Source organism: Nonomuraea sp. NPDC050643 (assembly GCF_040654715.1).
Lineage (GTDB): Bacteria > Actinomycetota > Actinomycetes > Streptosporangiales > Streptosporangiaceae > Nonomuraea.
The window spans coordinates 93,038-111,254 of the sequence record NZ_JBFAIM010000002.1 but is presented as its reverse complement, the minus strand read 5'-3'; the positions used below and the strand labels follow the sequence as shown (position 1 = coordinate 111,254).

Sequence of the window (18,217 nt, the reverse complement as noted above, 5' to 3'; positions counted from 1 at the left end):
AACAGCGGCGGGTGGAATAGTGGTGGCTGGGAGCCGCCGCCACCCCCGCCCTCCAGCTCTGACCCCGCCTCGCCGGTGCGGCCCTACGCCGTGACCGGCGGGCGGACCGCGCCCAAGGTCAAGCTGGCGATGGAGGCCCTGGTGTCCTCGGCGACGGCCGAGCACCGGGAGTTCTCCCACATCACACCCGAGTACAAGGCGATCAGCCAGCTCTGCCTGCAGGTCAGGTCGGTGGCCGAGGTGTCGGCCCTGCTGCGGATCCCGCTCGGTGTGGTGCGTGTTCTGATCGCGGACATGGCGGCCGAGGGCCTGGTTCGGGTACATCAGCCGCAGTTGGATGCGGGTAGACCGGACGTCAACCTGCTGGAAAGGGTGCTCAGTGGACTTCGCAGGCTCTAGCCCCGGTTTGACCTCGACGAAGATCGTGGTCGCCGGTGGGTTCGGGGTGGGCAAGACGACGTTCGTCGGCGCGGTGTCGGAGATCATGCCGTTGACCACGGAGGCCGTCATGACCGACGCCTCCGCCGGCATCGACGATCTGGGCATGACGCCGCTGAAGTCGACCACGACCGTCGCCATGGACTTCGGCCGCGTGTCCCTCGACCGCGACCTGATCCTCTACCTGTTCGGCACCCCCGGGCAGCACCGGTTCTGGTTCATGTGGGACGACCTGGTGCGCGGCGCCATCGGCGCGGTCGTCCTCGTGGACACCCGCCGCCTGGCCGACAGCTTCCCCGCCATCGACTACTTCGAAGAGGCCCAGCTCCCGTTCATCGTGGGGGTGAACGGGTGGGACGGTTCGTACGCCCACAGCGATGCCGAAGTACGCGACGCGCTCACTCTCGCGCCGCACATCCCGATGGTGCGCCTGGACGCCAGGTCGAAGGACTCGGTCAAGAGCGCGCTGATCAACCTCGTCGAGCACGCGCTCACGGTCCGGATGGCCGTGCCAGGCTGGAGCGGCTAGCGGAGCGGATAGGCTGGAGTCTTAGACGACGACGTACATTCGCTTCGAGGACTGGCCAACCACGTGTTCGAGACGCTATCCGACCGGTTGACATCGGTCTTCTCCTCCCTCCGTTCCAAAGGGCGGCTGTCCGATGCCGACATCGACGCCACCACCCGTGAGATCCGCATCGCCCTGCTCGAGGCCGATGTCGCGCTGCCGGTGGTCAAGGCCTTCGTCGCCCAGGTCAAGGAGCGCGCCCGCGGCGCCGAGGTCTCCCAGGCGCTGAACCCGGCGCAGCAGGTCGTCAAGATCGTCAATGACGAGCTGATCGGCATCCTCGGCGGCGAGACCCGCAGGCTCCGCCTCGCCAAGACGCCGCCGACCGTCATCATGCTCGCGGGCCTCCAGGGCGCCGGCAAGACGACGCTGGCGGGCAAGCTGGCCAGGTGGCTGCGCGAGCAGGGCCACGCGCCCGTGCTGGTCGCCGCCGACCTGCAGCGGCCCAACGCCGTCCAGCAGCTCCAGGTCGTGGGCGAGCGCGCCCAGGTCGCGGTCTACGCGCCCGAGCCGGGCAACGGCGTCGGCGACCCGGTCGAGGTCGCCCGCCGCTCGATCGACGAGGCCAAGCGCCTGCAGCACGACATCGTCATCATCGACACCGCCGGCCGCCTGGGCATCGACCAGGAGATGATGAAGCAGGCCGCCGACATCCGCGACGCGGTCTCGCCCGACGAGGTCCTGTTCGTGGTCGACGCCATGATCGGCCAGGACGCCGTCACGACGGCGCAGGCGTTCATGGAGGGCGTCGGCTTCGACGGCGTCGTGCTGACCAAGCTCGACGGCGACGCCCGGGGCGGCGCGGCCCTGTCGGTCAGGCACATCACCGGCCGGCCGATCATGTTCGCCTCCACGGGCGAGAAGCTGGAAGACTTCGACGCCTTCCACCCCGACCGGATGGCCTCCCGCATCCTCGACATGGGTGACATCCTCACCCTGATCGAGCAGGCCCAGAAGACGTTCGACGAAGACCAGGCCGCCAAGATGGCCGGCAAGCTCACGTCGGGCGAGAACTTCACGCTCGAGGACTTCCTCGAGCAGATGATGATGGTCCAGAAGATGGGCCCCATCAAGAACCTGCTCGGCATGATGCCCGGCATGGGCCAGATGCGCGACCAGCTCAACGCCATCGACGACCGCGACCTCGACCGCATCGCGGCCATCATCCGCTCGATGACCCCGGGCGAGCGCCAGGACCCGAAGATCATCAATGGCTCCCGCCGCGCCCGCATCGCCGCGGGTTCCGGCGTCACGGTCAGCGCCGTGAGCAACCTGGTGACCCGGTTCTACGAGGCCCAGAAGATGATGAAGCGGGTCGCGGGCGGCATGGGCATCCCCGGCATGCCGGGGGGCCGGGGCAAGGCCGGCAAGGCCCAGAAGAAGGCGAAGAAGGGGCGGCGCGTCAGCGGCGACCCGCGCAAGGCGGCCCTGGGCAAGCCGCCCGCCGAGACCCCGGAGGAGCCGAAGCAGCAGGGTGGTGTGCTGGGCAACCTCGGTGGCAAGCTGCCGCCCGGCCTTGAGCTGCCGCCCGGCTTCGACCCGTCCAAGCTGCGGCTTCCCGGTCAGAAGTGACCTCACGCCGCCGGGCGCTCCCCGGCGGCGTTCGCCGTTTTCGGCCCTTGTGTCAAGAGCGTTTGTGGCATCCGTAAAATACGTGGCTTAAACGTACGGATGTGACATGAGGTGCTTGACGTGACAACGGTGCTCTCCCGCAGGAGCCTGCTCAAAGCCGGCGCGATCGCGGTGCCGGCCGCCACTCTGGCCGGAACGCGTCCCGCGCAGGCGATCGCGCCCGCGCCGGTGGTGCAGACCTCGGGCACCGCACCCGCCTCGCTGGCCGGGTTCGACAACGTGGTGAAGAACTTCGTGAAGGCCCGCAAGATCACCGCCGCGCAGCTCGCCATCATGAAGAACGGCAAGATCGTGCTCGCCCGCGGCTACCGCTACTACGACTACTCCCGGGCGCTGCCGACGGTCTCGCCGACCTCGCTGTTCCGGATCGCCAGCCTCAGCAAGAACATCACCTCGGCCGCGATCATGCGCCTGGTGCAGGACGGCAAGCTCAGCCTGTCGGCCAAGGTCACCCAGCTCCTGGGGCTCACCCCTGCCGACACCCGCATGGAGCAGGTGACGGTGCTCAGGCTCATGCAGCACCTGGGCGGCTGGGACCGCGACGCCTCCAAGGACCAGCTCTGGCTGGACCACACGATCTCGGCCGCGCTCGACGTGCCGCTGCCGATCAGCCACGCCGACATCATCCGGTACGCCACCGCCCGCCCGCTCGACTTCGCCCCGGGCACGAAGATGGTCTACAGCAACTACGGCTACATGCTGCTCGGCCGGATCATCGAACGGGTCTCCGGCATGTCGTACGAGTCCTACATCCAGACCAAGCTGTTCAAGCCGCTCGGCATCACCCGGATGCGGCTCGGCGAGAGCCTCAAGAGCCAGGCGGCCCCCGGCGAGATCGGCTACGACTCGCAGTACACGAACAAGTCGGTGGTGGACACCTCAGGCACCACGGTCCCGTACCCGTACGGCGGCTTCAACATGCCCAACCAGGACGCCAACGGCGGCTGGCTCGCCTCCGCCGTGGACCTGGTCCGCTGGACCCTCGCCTTCGACCGGCCGGGCACGGTGCTGAGCACGGCCTCGATCGCCAAGCTGGTCGCCAAGCCGGAGATCGGCGTCAACGAGTTCGGCTCCTGGTACGGCGGCGGCTGGTGGGTCCGCCAGGTCACCGGCCACCTCAACACCTGGCACAACGGCTCCATGCCGGGCACGTTCTCCTACCTGGCCCGGCTGCAGAACGGCTTCAGCTACGCCCTGGTGTTCAACCAGCGCGAGGAGGCGGGTTCGCTCGACTACGACGCCATCGACGACGACATGAACAAGGTCTCCGTGTCCTCCTGGCCGACCACGGACCTGACCTCGAAATACTTCTGACGGGCGGGCCGCTCGACGCTTCCGGGACAGAGCCTTTACACGGCACTGCCGCGACCGGTCGTGGGCAGTGCCGTCCATCTGGCACAATGACATGTTGGAACACCGTGACCAGGTGGGTGCCCTCTCATCTCCCGCCGGACGCGCCTGTCCCTGGAGCGTCGTCCCGTCGTGCCCCACTCGGCGAGATGCCGTTCACCCACGCTCGAATGCAGGAGAGACCACACCCGTGGCAGTCAAGATCAAGCTCAAGCGGCTCGGCATGATCCGCAACGCGCAGTACCGCATCGTCGTCGCCGACAGCCGCACCAAGCGTGACGGCCGGGCGATCGAAGAGATCGGCCTGTACCACCCGAAGAACGACCCTTCGCGCATCGAGATCGACGCCGAGCGCGCGGCCTACTGGCTCGGTGTCGGCGCGCAGCCGACCGAGCCGGTGCTCAAGCTGCTCAAGCTCACCGGTGACTGGCAGAAGTTCAAGGGCGAGCCCGCCCCTGCGCCTCTGAAGGTCGCCGAGCCCGCGCCCGACCGTCACGCCCTCTACGAGGCCGCGGCCAAGGAGACGCTGTCCGGTGGCGACACCGGCACGGCGGCCACCACGCCGAAGAAGGCCAAGAAGAAGGAAGAGACCGAGGCCGCCGCCCCCGCCGAGACCCAGTCCGAGGGCGAGGCCTGACGTGCTCGAGGAGGCTCTCGAGCACCTCGTTAGAGGCATCGTCGAACATCCCGACGATGTCCGGGTCCGCGCACGCCGCATTCGCAGCGGGCGCGTCCTGGAGGTCCGGGTGCACCCCGAGGACCTGGGCAAGGTCATCGGACGCGGCGGGCGCACCGCCAAGGCGCTGCGCACGGTCGTGAACGCCCTGGCCGACGGGAAGTACGTGCGAGTCGACCTGCTCGACCTGCACGAAGCGGTCCGTTAGCGTCAGGTTTTTTGCGCGCCCTCATCGGTTCTTCCGATGGGGGCGCTCCGCGTTGAGAAAGGGCAGGTTCAGGTGCAGCTGGTCGTCGGCCGGATAGGCCGTCCGCACGGGGTACGCGGCGACGTGACCGTGGAGGTGCGCACCGACTATCCCGACCTGCGCTTCCCCCCCGGCGCGACGATCGCGACCGACCCCGCGAACAAGGGGCCGCTCGTCATCGCGGGCCGCCGCTGGCACAAGGGCATGCTGCTGGTGACCTTCGAGGGGGTCCACGACCGCGACGCGGCCGAGGAACTGCGCGGCACCATGCTGGTCATCGACTCGTCCGAGGTGACGCCGTCCGACGACCCCGACGAGTTCCACGACCACCAGCTCATCGGCCTGGCCGTGGAGACCGTGTCAGGCGAGCCGGTCGGCGAGGTGCAGGACGTCCTCCACCACGGCCAGGACCTGCTCGTGGTGCGCCGCAAGGGACAGGACGACGCGCTCATCCCGTTCGTGAAGGTCCTGGTGCCCGAGGTGGACCTGGAGGCGGGCAGGCTGGTCGTCGACCCGCCGGAGGGGCTGCTCTGATGCGGCTCGACATCGTCTCGATCTTTCCCGAGTACTTCGCGCCGCTCGACGTCTCGCTGATCGGCAAGGCGCGGGAGCGCGGCACGCTCGACGTACGCGTGCACCAGTTGCGCGACTGGGCCCACGACGTGCACAGGACCGTGGACGACACCCCCTACGGCGGGGGGCCGGGCATGGTCATGAAGCCCGAGGTGTGGGGCGAGGCCATCGACACGGTCTGCGGCACGGCTGTTGGCGCTGTTGCCGGCACGGCTGCCGGAGGTGGGTCGCCGCGGATGATCGTGCCGACGCCGAGTGGGCGGCCGTTCTCGCAGGAGCTCGCGCAGGAGTTGGCCGAGGAGCCGTGGCTGCTGTTCGCGTGCGGGCGTTACGAGGGCATCGACTCGCGGGTCATGGAGGAATACTCCTCCCGGCTGCGCGTCGACGAGGTCAGCATCGGCGACTACGTGCTGGCCGGCGGCGAGGTGGCGGTGCTGGTCATGGTGGAGGCCATCGGCCGGCTGCTGCCCGGCGTGCTGGGCAACGCCCAGTCGGCCGTCGACGACTCGTTCGCGCCCGGGTCCATGCGGAACCTGGTGGAGGGCCCGGTGTACACCAAGCCGCCCGTATGGCGGGGTCACGAGGTGCCCGCCGTGCTGCTGTCCGGACATCACGGAAATGTGGCCAGATGGCGGCGGGACGAGGCGATCCGGCGTACCGTACGGAATCGGCCGGAATTGGCGGCGGAGCTCGATCCTGAGACGCTCGACAAGCGCGACAGGAAGCTGCTCGAAGAGCTGTCGTTTCGCGTCGGTCAGAAAGATGTGGCAAACTGAATCGCTACCGACCATCAAGCGGTCGGTGTTGCGTGCCCGGGGCCAAGTGACCCGGGGGCCCAAGAGACAGCAGGCGTGTCCACTTCTGCTGCCGTGCTCGCCTTTGAGCGCGGCCGGGTGGACCTCCGCGTGCCCGCGAAGACTTTGAGGAAAAGACTCTCATGCACACGAAGATCCAGGAGCTCGAGAAAGCGACCCTGCGCAGCGACGTGCCGGACTTCCGTCCCGGTGACACGCTCGAGGTTCACGTCCGAGTCGTCGAAGGCAGCCGCTCCCGCATCCAGGTCTTCAAGGGCTTCGTGCTGCGCAGGCAGGGCAGCGGGGCCCGCGAGACCTTCACGGTCCGCAAGGTCAGCTACGGCGTGGGCGTGGAGCGTACGTTCCCGGTGCACAGCCCGGTCATCGAGAAGATCGTGCTCGTGACCCGCGGCGACGTGCGTCGCGCCAAGCTCTACTACATGCGCGACCTGCGCGGCAAGGCCGCCCGTATCCGTGAGAAGCGCGAGACCACGGTCGCCAAGTAACCGTGTTTTCGAATGGCCCGCGCCCTGCGCGGGCCATTCGGCTTTACAGGGCCGTTTCCTTTATGTGGAGCGACTCGTGCACGGTGTAACGTCGGTCGAGGCTTGTCGAGCCGTTCCATCATCTAGGCTCGTCAGCGATGACTAGCGAGAGCCAGGAGCACGGCGCGGCGCGCCGCCCTGTCGAGGACGAGGTGGAAGTGGTCGCCGAAGAGACTCAGAAGCCGGCCAAGGGCGAAAAACAGGAGAAGAAGGGGTCGTTCTGGAAAGAACTTCCCGTTCTTGTCGTCGTAGCCTTGGTGCTGGCCCTGATCATCAAGACGTTCGTTGTCCAGGCCTTCTACATTCCGTCGGAGTCGATGGAGAACACCCTGCTGAAAAACGACAGGGTCCTGGTCAACAAGCTCGTCTACCACACCCGTGACATCGAGCGCGGCGACGTGGTGGTGTTCTCGGGCGTCGACTCCTGGGACGGCGGCGAGTTCCAGTTGGAGGAGCCGTCCAACCCGGTGGCGGGGTTCTTCCGGTGGGTCGGCACGGCGTTCGGGATCGTGCCCGGTGAGAAGGACTACATCAAGCGGGTCATCGGCGTCGGCGGCGACCACGTGAAGTGCTGCGACTCCAAGAACCGCATCACCGTCAACGGCACGCCCATCGACGAGGAGAGTTACCTCTATCCGGGCAACGTGCCGTCCGACAAGTTCTTCGACATCACGGTGCCGCCCGGGCGGCTGTGGGTGATGGGCGACCATCGCTCGGTCTCGCTGGACTCCCGTTCCCACACCGGCGACGCGGGCGGCGGCTCCATTCCCGAAGGTCAGGTCATCGGGCGGGCCTTCGTGATCGTGTGGCCGTTCAACCGATTCTCATCCATAGACATCCCCGACACGTTCGCGCAGCCCGCGCTCCAGGCGCTGGGTGGGTCGGTGCCGCTGGTCGCCGGCTTCGCGTTCGCCGTACCCTTGGTGCTGGTCCGTCGACGCTGGCTGCTGCGTAGGAGGCGTTGATGGCCGTCACCAAGAAGGCGGAGGGCGTGGGGAAAGAGAAGAAGAAGGGCGGGTTCCGCGAAACCGTCCTGCTGCTCGTCATGGGCGTCGGCATCGCACTGCTGCTGCAGGCGTTCGTGGTCGGCTCGTTCTACATCCCGTCCGTGTCGATGGAGAACACGCTGCTGGTCAACGACCGCGTGTTCGTCAACAAGCTCGCGGGCAAGCCGGAGCGCGGCGACATCATCGTGTTCAAGGGCTGGAACGGCGAGGACACCATCAAGCGGGTCATCGGCGTCGGCGGCGACAAGGTGGTGTGCTGCGACTCCAAGAAGCGCATCACGGTCAACGGCACGCCGCTGGAGGAGAAGTCCTACCTCTACCCCGGCGATTTCCCCTCCGGTGACAAGTTCGACGTCACGGTGCCCGCCGGGAAGTTGTGGCTGATGGGCGACCATCGCAGCGCCTCGGCCGACTCCAGGGCCCACCAGGAGGAGCCGGGCGCCGGCTTCATCGCCGAGGACGCGGTGGTCGGCAAGGCCGTGGTCCGCTACTGGCCGCTGTCGCGGGGCTATCTTTTCTCGCGTCCCGACACTTTCGACAAGGTCAAGTAGAGGGGGCTTTCGGTCGCGGTTTGCGGCGAATGGGGCGTACGCTGCCTGTGTCATGACAGTTGCGTTCCGCCCTCGACCGAGCGTAGTCCGGCGTGATTCCGGGCTCTATGCCTATGAGCGGGCGCTGGCCCGCCGCGGCCTCACCCCCATCGCGGGCGTCGACGAGGCCGGACGTGGCGCGTGCGCCGGGCCGCTGGTGGTCGCGGCCGTCATCCTGCGCAAGCAGATCGACGGCCTGGGCGACTCGAAGCTCCTGTCCCCGCTGGTGCGCGAACGCCTCTACGACCAGATCATGAACATCTCCCATGTGGGCATAGTGATCATCCCACCTGGGGAGATCGACGCCAAAGGTCTTCACAAGTGCAATGTTTCAGGAATGCGGCGAGCTGTCGCACAGTTGCCCTGTGACCCGGAGTACATCCTGACGGACGGTTTCCCGGTGCCGGGCCTGCCGGCGCCGTCGCTGGCGGTATGGAAGGGGGACCAGGTGGCCGCATGCGTGGCGGCCGCGTCGATCGTGGCCAAGGTGACCAGGGACCGCCTGATGGTCGCGCTGGACGCACGCTTCCCGCAGTACGGCTTCGCCGAACACAAGGGGTATGTCACACCAGGACACCGGCTGGCGCTGGAAACGCACGGGCCGTGTCCTGATCACCGTTTCTCGTTCGTCACGGTGGCGAGGGAGATGGGTGAAAATGAAATGGGGGCCGGGGTTGCCTGACCAGGCGAACCGGGGGACCGGTACGACAGGAGGACCGCGATGAGCGCAGAGGATCTCGAAAAGTACGAAACCGAGATGGAGCTGCAGCTTTACCGCGAATACCGTGATGTCGTCGGGTTGTTCACGTACGTGGTGGAGACTGAGCGGCGCTTCTATCTGACCAACTCGGTGGATCTCGACGTCCGTACCGCGGAGAACGGTGACGTCTTCTTCGATGTGAAGATGCAGGACGCCTGGGTGTGGGACATGTATCGGCCGGCGCGGTTCGTGAAGAACGTGCGGGTCGTGACGTTCAAAGACGTGAACGTGGAAGAACTGGCCAAGGCGGACCTGGAGATGCCGAAGGAAGGGTTCTCGGGGTAGGGGCTGGGGCGCCTTGGGGGCTTGGGCTGGGGTGGGTTGTCTGGGCTCTGGGGCGTCGGTTTCTGCGGGTGACATGGGGTCTGCGTGCGTCGTGGGGCCGGGGTGGGTGGCTGCCTGGTGAGCCGTACTTCGTCGCTGTATGCAAGTAACCGGCGGCACCGACGTTCGGGTGCGGATGACTTCACCAGCCAATTCAGACGCCTGTGCAGCCATCCCACCCCACCTGCCTGCCTAACCGCCCACCTCCATGCCTCTCACCCACACCACTTTTGCTCCAGGCCGCTCACGCGGACCATCCCGCCGCCATGCTGGCCGCCCATGCCCGCCTCCATGTCCGCGCGCCCTCACCGCGCGGCCACCCACAGCGCGACGCATAGCCGCGTATCACCCTCCCGGACCGTCTCCCGCGCCACGATCCCGCGCCACGATCCCGCGCCACGATCCCGCGCCACGATCCCGCGCCACGATCCCGCGCCACGATCCCGCCACAGCCGCCAGTTCCCGAGCGCATAGGCATCGGGAGTCGCATGCGCCGCATGAGGCACGTAAACCACGTGAGCCACCCCGCGGCGTGACCACACCGCTCGCCCTCGCACAAGTCACACCTCACACAAGTCACGTCGGTCGCGCCTCCACAGGCCAGCACCCACACATCCACCAAGGCGTGTCAGCCAGCGGTCACCGGCCGACGAGCACATAACCTCAAACCCGCCCCGTCGGCGCCATGTGCTTTATCCACAACCTCCGACCACCCGCCACCCGTCATCCCCAGAATCACGTTCGGCCGCCCCCGTCCCATCCCGCATCCGCGAAGGTCAGGCACAACCCGACCGGACGGAGATGGCACATGGCCACAAAGAGCAAGAACAGGCTCGAACTAGGTAAACAAGGCGAGCAGATAGCCGTGACCTACCTAGAGGCCGAGGGCATGCGGGTGATCGACCGCAACTGGCGCTGTCGTCACGGCGAGATCGACGTCATCGCCGAAGACGGCCCCACCCTGGTCGTCGTCGAGGTCAAGACCCGCTCGGGCAGATCCCACGGCACAGCACTGGAGTCCGTACGCCCCGCCAAGCTGGCCAGGCTCCGAATGCTCGCCGCCAAATGGCTGTCCACCCAGCCCCGTACGTTCGAGGCCGTAAGAGTCGACGTGATCGCTCTGGAACGCTTCGCCGGCGACTTCGCGCTGAGCCACGTACGGGGGGCGATCTAGATGGCCGTGGCCCGCACCCGCAGCGTGGCCCTCGTCGGGGTGACAGGCCGCACTGTCGAGGTCGAGGCCGACGTGGGCAACGGCCTGGCGGGAATCCACCTGATCGGCCTCCCCGACACAGCACTCAGCGAGGCCCGCGACCGCGTCCGGTCCGCGACGGTCAACAGCAGCTACCCCTGGCCCGACGCCCGCATCATCGTCAGCCTCTTCCCCGCAAGCCTCCCCAAAAGGGGCTCGCAATTTGACCTCGCCATCGCCGTGGCGATTCTGGGCGCGGCCGGGGTGGTTCCCGCCGAACGCATCGCGGAGCTCTTCTTCCTGGGAGAACTCGGGCTCGACGGCCGCATCAGACCCGTACGCGGCATCCTCCCCTCCGTCCTGGGCGCGGCCAAGACCGGCGACGTCACAGTGGTCGTCCCGGCGGGAAACTCGGCCGAGGCAATCCTCGTACCCGATGTGAAAGTCGTCCCGATGGCGCACCTACGCCAGCTCGTCGAGTGGCTGCGCAAGGGAGACGACCCGCCTGAGCCGGAGATCGAGGAGGTCGTGGAACCCCCCAAATCCACCGCCACCCCAGACGTCGACCTGGCGGACGTCGTAGGCCAGCCGGTAGCCCGCCGAGCCTTGGAAGTGTGCGCGGCAGGCGGCCACAACCTCTGGATGCTCGGCCCACCAGGCACCGGCAAGACTTTGCTTGCCGAACGCCTCCCCACTCTCCTGCCAGCCCTGGACCTCGACCATGCTCTGGAGGTCACGGCCATCCACTCGGTCGCCGGCGTCCTTCCGCCCAGCGCCCCCATGATGAGCAGACCTCCGTTCGTCAGCCCACACCACACGGCGACGTCCGCCGCGATCATCGGTGGCGGCAGCACGATCGTCCGGCCCGGAGCCGTCTCCCTGGCGCACAGAGGCGTCCTGTTCATGGACGAGGCCCCAGAGTTCCCCCGCCATGTCCTGGACGCGCTGCGACAGCCACTGGAGTCGGGCCGCGTGACCGTATCCAGATCAGCGGGCTCGGTCACCTTCCCCGCCAGGTTCATGCTCATCCTGGCCGCCAACCCCTGCCCCTGCGCCCAGCCGGAGGAACTGAACGACACCTGCAAATGCTCTCCCACCGTCAGGCGCCGCTACCTGGGAAGACTCTCGGGCCCGCTCCTCGACCGTGTGGACATGAAGGTCACCGTGGTCCGCTCGACCAGGCGTGAGCTCCTGGCCGACCGCCAGTTCGTGGAGACCAGCAAGACGGTGGCCGAACGCGTCCTCATAGCCCGCGAACGGGCCGCCAAGCGCCTGGCAGGCACTCCCTGGCGTACGAACGCCGAAATCCCCGCCTCCGTCCTCAACACCGACTACCGCCCCTCGTCCGCCGCCATGCAACCCATGACGTCCTGCCTGGACTCAGGCACCCTCACAGCCCGCGGCCTCGACCGCGTCGTCCGAGTCGCCTGGACCCTCGCCGACCTGGCCAACAAGGACAGCCCAGAACAAGACGAAACCAACGCGGCCCTCAGCTTCTGGCTAGGAGTGAAGTCGTAATGCCCAGAAGCCAAACAAGCCACGCAACCCCCCTCGCCTCCCGCCGCCTGCATCACCCCCGGGACCCCACCCCGCACATGCGTCCTACGCCGCCCCCAGCCCGGGGATCCCACACACAGCGCTCTACGGGCACATGCGCGGCCACCAACAGCTCCCATGCTCCAGTACGCCGCCCGCACCGCCGACGGGCTCTCCGCACGTGTCGTGCGCTCTAGGGGAGTAGTTGTGCCCAATCCGCCCATCCGAGCCCCCAAGCATGGAGGACACCACCGTGTCCCACCCGTGCCCGAACATCCGTCACACCGCACTCGTACCTGAGAGGTCACCGTGAGCAGCACAACCTCACAACCAGCCGCACCCCATGCCGGCAGGACCCCCGCAGACCCTCACGCCATCAGCCGTGCCCCAACGGAGCCAGAACCCGCGCCTTGGACCACAGCTGTTACTGGTAGGGGAGCCACAATCGGAGCAGGAACCGCAACAGGCGGCGAACCTGCACCCACAACCGGTCCCGCTACCGGCCCCAGTCCCAGCCCAAGCCTTGCTCCCAACCCTGCTCCCGGCTCCAACCCCAACCCCGGCCTCGGCCCCGCTACCGGTGCCGGCCCTTGCCCCGAACTCGGTCCCACCACCGGTCCCCGACCCGGTCCCACCACCGGGCCCGGACCCGGCCCCAACATCGGCCCCGGACCCGGCCCCACGACCGGCCCCACCACCCGTCCCGGTCCCGGCGGAACAACTGGGTTGACTGAGGTTGAGGCCAGAGCCGCCCTCATGCGAGCCACAGACGTAGGCGACCCGATCATGGGCCGCCTCGTCACGCAGTACGGCGTGTTGAACGCAGTGCAAGCAATCCGAACCCGCACCCTGCCACCAGAGTTCATAACCACGGAGACCACCCAGCGAGATCGCCCACCGGACCTGACCGCCCGCCTGAACGCCTGGTACGCCCGCCTGGCAGCGGCCAACCCAGCAGCCGACCTGGAAGCAGGCGAAAGATCCGGAGCAAGGCTGATCACCCCCGGCACCCCAGAATGGCCCACCCAACTGGACCAACTAGGCTCCAGCCGCCCCCTGGCACTGTGGGTACACGGCACCGCGGACCTCCGCTTCTCCTGCCTCAAGTCCGTGGCGGTGGTAGGTGCTCGAGCCGCCACCTCATACGGCACGCACATCGCGGCAGAGTTCGGCGTGGGGCTCAGCGAGGCAGGCTGGACCGTCGTGTCAGGCGGCGCTTTCGGCATCGATGGGGCAGCTCACAGGGGAGCCCTGTCCGCCGATTCGCCAACAGTGGTGGTGCTGGCCTGCGGCGTGGACATCTGCTACCCGAGCAACCACGACACCTTGTTCGCCGCCGTCAGAAGGCAGGGGGTCGTGATCAGTGAGTGCCCGCCCGGCGTACATCCCACCCGGGCACGCTTCCTCATCAGGAATCGCCTGATCGCCGCCCTGTCGAGAGGCACGGTCGTGGTGGAGGCAGCCGTACGCAGCGGCGCACTCAACACAGCCACCCACGCCATGTCCCTCAACAGGCACCTTGGAGCAGTACCAGGCCCGATCACCTCAAGCATGTCGGCCGGCTGCCACCGACTCCTCCGAGAACGCAAAGCCGTCTGCATCACCTCTCCCGAGGAGATGATCGACCTCGTAGGCGTCATAGGCGACGACCTGGCCTCGCAATCCCGAGCCCCCGCCGTTCCCCGAGACAGGCTCAACGAGCCCACCAAGAGAGTCCTGGACGCGATCCCCACCCGAGGCGGCGCAGGCCCGGCATCCATAGCGGTGGCGGCGGGAATGAGCCTCGACGCGACCTTGAGCGCTCTGGGCGGCCTGGCAGCCGCAGGCTACATAGAGCGAACCGCCAGCGGCTGGCGGCTCCGCAAGCAGACGACCTCCTACCGCAAAGCACCAGATTCCGCCGCCCTAGAACCTCCACCCACCCCACAACATGCCCCAACGGACCATCCACCGTTCCCAGATCCAGAACAGGACTCCCCAGAGGCCACGTAACTGACTCACCGCGAAACAGCGTGACGGCACCCGCCTGAATACGGTAAGCAGCTCCCTAACGCCTTCGGCCCCCTATCCATGCTCAACAAGCTTGTCGTAGATCGCCCCGTACAGCGCGGCACCAGTTCTCACACGGACCACCACCCCATTCGCGTTCTCCAACTTGGACCGCCACAAAGTAGGGGTCACCGGTGGCGGATCCACTTCGCCAGCGATCGCTCAGACGCCAGACTGTGTCTGCGGCCATCGTTCTGCTCTCCTTCGGTCTCAACGAGACCCTCCAAGGATCAAGCGGTGGCCGTCACCATGCCCCCAGCCCCGCGCTCGCCGTCGGTGCCGGAACCCGAGTATGTCCAGGTAAGGGCGTCTCTCGATCGCGATCGATCTTCGAGGGCCGTCGATCGGGCTGTTCGCCTGCGAGAAGGTCGGCGAGGCCGTGCGGCCGTCGAAAGCGCTGGCGGAGACGTTGAGTGCAACCTTCCTCGGGCACTCCCGCGTCAGCGGCTCCTCGCACCAGTCGGACTATGTCCCGTGACGAGATGTGGCTCCAGCACGGGCTCGTTGCGTCCCGTGGAGCGGCATGGCTAAGCATTCGTCTGCTAGCTGCTCGCGTGGTCGTGGCGTTTGGACCGTCCCTGCCCGCCGATCGGGCGGTGTTACAGGCTGCTGAACAGAGCAACAAGCGCCGTCGCTAGGCGTACGGTGCGGGTAACCGGTTGGGCAGTGAGCCATCGAACTGAGGCCGATAAGGACTGGGCGTCAGTGTGGGCCCTGACGGTGGTAGAGGTACCTGACGGCGCTAGAGGTAGATGTGTGCGTGCGGCCGCGTGTGGCGGTAGAGGCGGTGTCTGCGTGTGACTGAGTGCGCCGATGGAAGAGGAGGTAAGTGTGAGGCCGCGTTTGGAGGCGGAGGTGAGCGTATGTGCGTGACTGAGTTCGCAGGTGGAAGTGGGCGTGAGCATGAGGCTGTGTGGCGGTGGACGTGGACATGAGCGCGAGGTCGCGTACGGCGGTAGGAGTTGGGTGTGAGCGGAAGTTCGGGAGATGCCGGCGGGAGCGTGGGTGTGAGTAGGGAGGAGGTCGTTGCCGAGTTCGGGCGGTATCTGCGGTTCGAGCGCGATCTTTCTCCGCATACCGTTCGGGCTTATCTGGGCGACGTCAACTCTCTGCTTGACCACTTGGGCGGGCGGATCGAGGTGCTTGATATCGCGACGCTCAGGGAGTGGCTGGCTGAGCAGCATGGCGAGGGCAAGGCGAGGGCCACGCTGGCGCGTCGGACCGCCTGTGCTCGTACCTTCACCGCGTACTGCCATCGGCGGGGGTGGTTGGCGGTTGATCCCGGATTGCTCCTGGGGAGTGCCAAGGCGCCGCGGCCGTTGCCGGCCGTACTCGACCATCGGCAGGCAGAGGCGGTTCTTGAGGCGGGGGCGACCGTGGAGCCGAAGGAGCTGCGGGATCAGGCGCTTCTGGAGTTGCTGTACGCCACCGGTGTGCGGGTGAGCGAGCTTTGCGGGCTGGATGTCGATGATGTGGACCGCGAGCGGCACATCATCAGGGTGCTGGGCAAAGGGCGCAAGGAGCGGTCTGTGCCGTTCGGGCTGCCCGCTCTTCGAGCTTTGGACCGATGGTGCATTCATGGGCGGTCATTGTGGGTGAGGGCGGGGTCGGGGCCGGCGCTCTTTCTCGGGGTACGCGGAGGGCGCATCGACGCCGGGACCGTACGACGAGTGGTGCATGCGCGGCTGGCGCAGGTGGAAGGGGCGCCGGATATGGGGCCGCATGGATTGCGGCACACTGCGGCGACTCATCTGCTTGAGGGTGGGGCGGATCTACGGAGCGTTCAGGAACTGCTGGGCCATGCGTCGTTGAACACCACACAGATCTATACGCATGTCTCGATTGAGCGTTTGCGGGCGGCATATCGGCAGGCGCATCCGAGGGCATGAGGGCGCATTCGTGGGGCGGTGCGCGCTCTCCGCTGGGCGATAGTGGGTGTTTCCGCTGAATATCTGCGTGCGCGGAGATGAGTATGGCAGAAGTCGGTGCGTTCACGACTGCTGGTGAGGGGATGATCCGCTGAACGCGGGCGACGTGATTCAGGCTAATGGGATGTGACGTCGAGGGTTTCGGGCTTGGCGTCGGTCTGAGCATCTGTCGTCGCTAAGTTTTTTGGCCTCTGCTTGGCTTCGTCGTTCAGCGAGGTTCGTCTTCCGCCAAGAGCTTTGTCTTGTCCCCACCTCTGTGTTCGCCTTCTTGTGAGCTCTGGCGTGTGTTAGTTTCCGCCTTCGCGTCTGTGTCTGACTGGGCCTCGGCGTCTGCCCTTGCCTCTGCCTTTGCGGTGTTGGCCTCTGGGTGGGTTGTATCGGGTCGTCGTTCGGGGATGGTCGCTTCGGCGCCTGCGGCGTAGGGCGATCAGCAGGAGAATCGCGCCCAGAAGTGTCCCCAGGCCGATGATGGCGGTGGTGGTGGTTGAGGTCGACGCTGAGCGTGTCAGGAGCCGGATCGCCTGGGTGGGGCTTGAGGGTTGCTCTGGTGATGCGGTTGTGGTGGTGAGGATTTCCGTTTCTGCGGACATTGCTGGGGGTGCGGCTTCGCGTCCCGTTTCTGACAGCGCGTTGGTTGTGGGGGTGGCGGCCCATTCTGGTGGGGTCGTGGTGTGGGGTGTGAATTCGGGCTGTGTCGGACCGAAGCCTGGGGTTGGAAAGTGGAACGCATGGGTTGCTGAATCGGGTGCTTCTGGTGGGCCTGCTTGAGCCGGTGTGTTGGGTCGTGCTGGGGTGATGCTCTTGGGGGTGAGGGCGGTTGTGGGTGAGGGCCAGAAGGGGAGTAGGCGGGTGGGGGCTTGGCCTAGGAGTAGGAGTGGGTTCAGGTAGCGGGTGTCGCGAATGAGGCCCCAATGTAGGCAGGACTCTTGGCAATGGGGTTTCGTCGCTTCTATGACGCCTAGTTTGGCTCCCAGCGTGACGGATTCGCCTCGGCGGACCGAGGGCGTCACCGGGAGGTATGTCGTGCGCAGGCCGTTCGCGTGATCGATGGTGATCACGCCCTTTCCTGCCACGGGGCCGGCGAAGCGGACTGTGCCTGGGCCTGCTGCTCTGACTGGGGTGGCCTTTGGAGCGGCCAGGTCTATGCCGCGGTGACCGGCGAGCCAGGGTTCGGGGGGTGGGGTGAAACGGCGCAGGATCCGGGGAGTGCCGTCCAAGGGCCAGCGCCAGGTAGGGGGAGAGGTGGCCCGAGCTGGGAGGGCGGGGATTGAGAGGGCTATGGCTGCGGAGAGAATCGCTGTCAGGACGGCTGTTCTGAGGGGCGTGGCTCTTGGAGCCGTTCTCTGGGGTGAGATGTTGCGGAGGTGGCGCTCGGGTGGGGGTGGGGTTGGGCTTGAGGCGTAGAGGTGGTGCTTCTGCGGGGTTGGTGTGCCGCCGGATGTGCATAGGCGGGAGTGTTTCGCTGGGGCTGGGGCTGGGCTCGGCGCGCGTGGGTGGCATGGGGGTGGGGGTGGGACTCGGCCTTGTGTGCATGAGTGGTCAGGCGCTGGGCGTGGTGCTTGAAATGTGGAGTGAGGAGTGGGTGGCAATGCAGCGCTTGGTCGGATTTTCGGGACGGAGGGGTGGAACTGGTGGGTAGCTGGAGTGTGGGTTACGTCGTGCGTGGGTGTGGTGGGTGTGGTCTGGTTGCTGGAGGTGCTGGAGGTGCTGGAGGTGCTGGAGGTGCTGGAGGTGCTGGAGGTGCTGGAGGTGCTGGAGGTGCTGGAGGTGCTGGAGGTGCTGGAAACGGTGGAGTCGACGTTCATGGGCGGAGTTTGGCGGTGGGTGCCTTGGTAGGGGGAAGCGAACGTCGTTCTGTGGATAGTGAGAGCTGGGTGTGGGTGGGGTGTGGATGAAGCGGCGGAGTGGTGGTGGGGAAGCGGGATGATGGGAGCGGCTTCGGCGTACTGCGAGGGGTGGCTTCGGGCGTAGCGCAAATGGTCGGTTGTTGGTGGTGGTTGGGAACCGG

At 66.9% G+C, this 18,217-nt stretch carries 19 protein-coding genes; 18 read left to right on the top strand and 1 reads right to left on the bottom strand.

The window, feature by feature from the left end:
• Positions 1-75: 75 nt before the first annotated feature.
• From AB0I15_RS02730 to AB0I15_RS02650, 17 genes are all read left to right on the top strand, one after another.
• Complete coding sequence (locus AB0I15_RS02730) at positions 76-399, top strand: DUF742 domain-containing protein (RefSeq protein ID WP_138667107.1); 324 nt, start codon at positions 76-78, stop codon at positions 397-399.
• Between the two features lie 7 nt (positions 400-406).
• Entirely contained in the window at positions 407-967 is a 561-nt protein-coding gene (locus AB0I15_RS02725) for an ATP/GTP-binding protein (protein WP_358089043.1), read from the top strand.
• A 63-nt stretch (positions 968-1,030) separates the two neighbouring features.
• Positions 1,031-2,578, top strand: coding sequence for a signal recognition particle protein (gene ffh / locus AB0I15_RS02720; protein WP_358089040.1), 1,548 nt, complete (start codon positions 1,031-1,033; stop codon positions 2,576-2,578).
• A 120-nt stretch (positions 2,579-2,698) separates the two neighbouring features.
• Positions 2,699-3,952 (top strand): serine hydrolase domain-containing protein, encoded by a 1,254-nt coding sequence (locus AB0I15_RS02715; protein ID WP_358089037.1) that lies wholly within the window; start codon positions 2,699-2,701, stop codon positions 3,950-3,952.
• 226 nt (positions 3,953-4,178) lie between these two features.
• Positions 4,179-4,625 (top strand): 30S ribosomal protein S16, encoded by a 447-nt coding sequence (rpsP, locus tag AB0I15_RS02710; protein ID WP_358089034.1) that lies wholly within the window; start codon positions 4,179-4,181, stop codon positions 4,623-4,625.
• A 1-nt stretch (position 4,626) separates the two neighbouring features.
• Positions 4,627-4,872, top strand: coding sequence for an RNA-binding protein (locus AB0I15_RS02705; RefSeq protein ID WP_139627715.1), 246 nt, complete (start codon positions 4,627-4,629; stop codon positions 4,870-4,872).
• A 72-nt stretch (positions 4,873-4,944) separates the two neighbouring features.
• Positions 4,945-5,445: a ribosome maturation factor RimM gene (gene rimM / locus AB0I15_RS02700; RefSeq protein ID WP_358089031.1), complete on the top strand. Its 501-nt coding sequence runs from the start codon at positions 4,945-4,947 to the stop codon at positions 5,443-5,445.
• A complete protein-coding gene (gene trmD / locus AB0I15_RS02695) occupies positions 5,445-6,260 on the top strand; it encodes a tRNA (guanosine(37)-N1)-methyltransferase TrmD (RefSeq protein ID WP_358089028.1) in 816 nt (271 codons plus the stop codon). The genes rimM and trmD overlap by 1 nt, the downstream gene beginning before the upstream one ends.
• Positions 6,261-6,421: 161 nt before the next feature.
• Positions 6,422-6,784: a 50S ribosomal protein L19 gene (rplS, locus tag AB0I15_RS02690; protein WP_358089025.1), complete on the top strand. Its 363-nt coding sequence runs from the start codon at positions 6,422-6,424 to the stop codon at positions 6,782-6,784.
• A gap of 137 nt (positions 6,785-6,921) precedes the next feature.
• Positions 6,922-7,788 (top strand): signal peptidase I, encoded by an 867-nt coding sequence (lepB, locus tag AB0I15_RS02685; RefSeq protein ID WP_358089022.1) that lies wholly within the window; start codon positions 6,922-6,924, stop codon positions 7,786-7,788.
• Positions 7,788-8,381, top strand: a complete 594-nt coding sequence (gene lepB, locus AB0I15_RS02680; protein ID WP_358089019.1) for a signal peptidase I — start codon at positions 7,788-7,790, stop codon at positions 8,379-8,381. Before lepB (AB0I15_RS02685) ends, lepB (AB0I15_RS02680) begins: the two co-directional genes overlap by 1 nt.
• A gap of 52 nt (positions 8,382-8,433) precedes the next feature.
• Positions 8,434-9,102, top strand: a complete 669-nt coding sequence (locus AB0I15_RS02675) for a ribonuclease HII (RefSeq protein ID WP_358089016.1) — start codon at positions 8,434-8,436, stop codon at positions 9,100-9,102.
• 39 nt (positions 9,103-9,141) lie between these two features.
• Positions 9,142-9,465, top strand: coding sequence for a DUF2469 domain-containing protein (locus tag AB0I15_RS02670; protein ID WP_026215037.1), 324 nt, complete (start codon positions 9,142-9,144; stop codon positions 9,463-9,465).
• Between the two features lie 847 nt (positions 9,466-10,312).
• Positions 10,313-10,678, top strand: a complete 366-nt coding sequence (locus tag AB0I15_RS02665) for a YraN family protein (RefSeq protein WP_358089013.1) — start codon at positions 10,313-10,315, stop codon at positions 10,676-10,678.
• Positions 10,679-12,214, top strand: coding sequence for a YifB family Mg chelatase-like AAA ATPase (locus AB0I15_RS02660; RefSeq protein ID WP_358089010.1), 1,536 nt, complete (start codon positions 10,679-10,681; stop codon positions 12,212-12,214). It begins immediately after the preceding gene.
• A 744-nt stretch (positions 12,215-12,958) separates the two neighbouring features.
• Positions 12,959-14,224 carry a DNA-processing protein DprA gene (gene dprA / locus AB0I15_RS02655; RefSeq protein ID WP_358089007.1) on the top strand — a complete coding sequence of 422 codons (1,266 nt, stop codon included), beginning with the start codon at positions 12,959-12,961 and terminating at the stop codon, positions 14,222-14,224.
• 1,064 nt (positions 14,225-15,288) lie between these two features.
• Complete coding sequence (locus tag AB0I15_RS02650; protein ID WP_358089004.1) at positions 15,289-16,170, top strand: tyrosine recombinase XerC; 882 nt, start codon at positions 15,289-15,291, stop codon at positions 16,168-16,170.
• Between the two features lie 326 nt (positions 16,171-16,496).
• On the opposite strand, the gene AB0I15_RS02645 is transcribed toward AB0I15_RS02650, so the two are convergent.
• Positions 16,497-17,426 (bottom strand): peptidoglycan DD-metalloendopeptidase family protein, encoded by a 930-nt coding sequence (locus AB0I15_RS02645; protein WP_358089001.1) that lies wholly within the window; start codon positions 17,424-17,426, stop codon positions 16,497-16,499.
• 460 nt (positions 17,427-17,886) lie between these two features.
• Here AB0I15_RS02645 and AB0I15_RS02640 point away from each other — a divergent pair, with 460 nt between their 5' ends.
• Entirely contained in the window at positions 17,887-18,045 is a 159-nt protein-coding gene (locus tag AB0I15_RS02640) for a hypothetical protein (RefSeq protein WP_358088998.1), read from the top strand.
• Positions 18,046-18,217 lie beyond the last annotated feature (172 nt).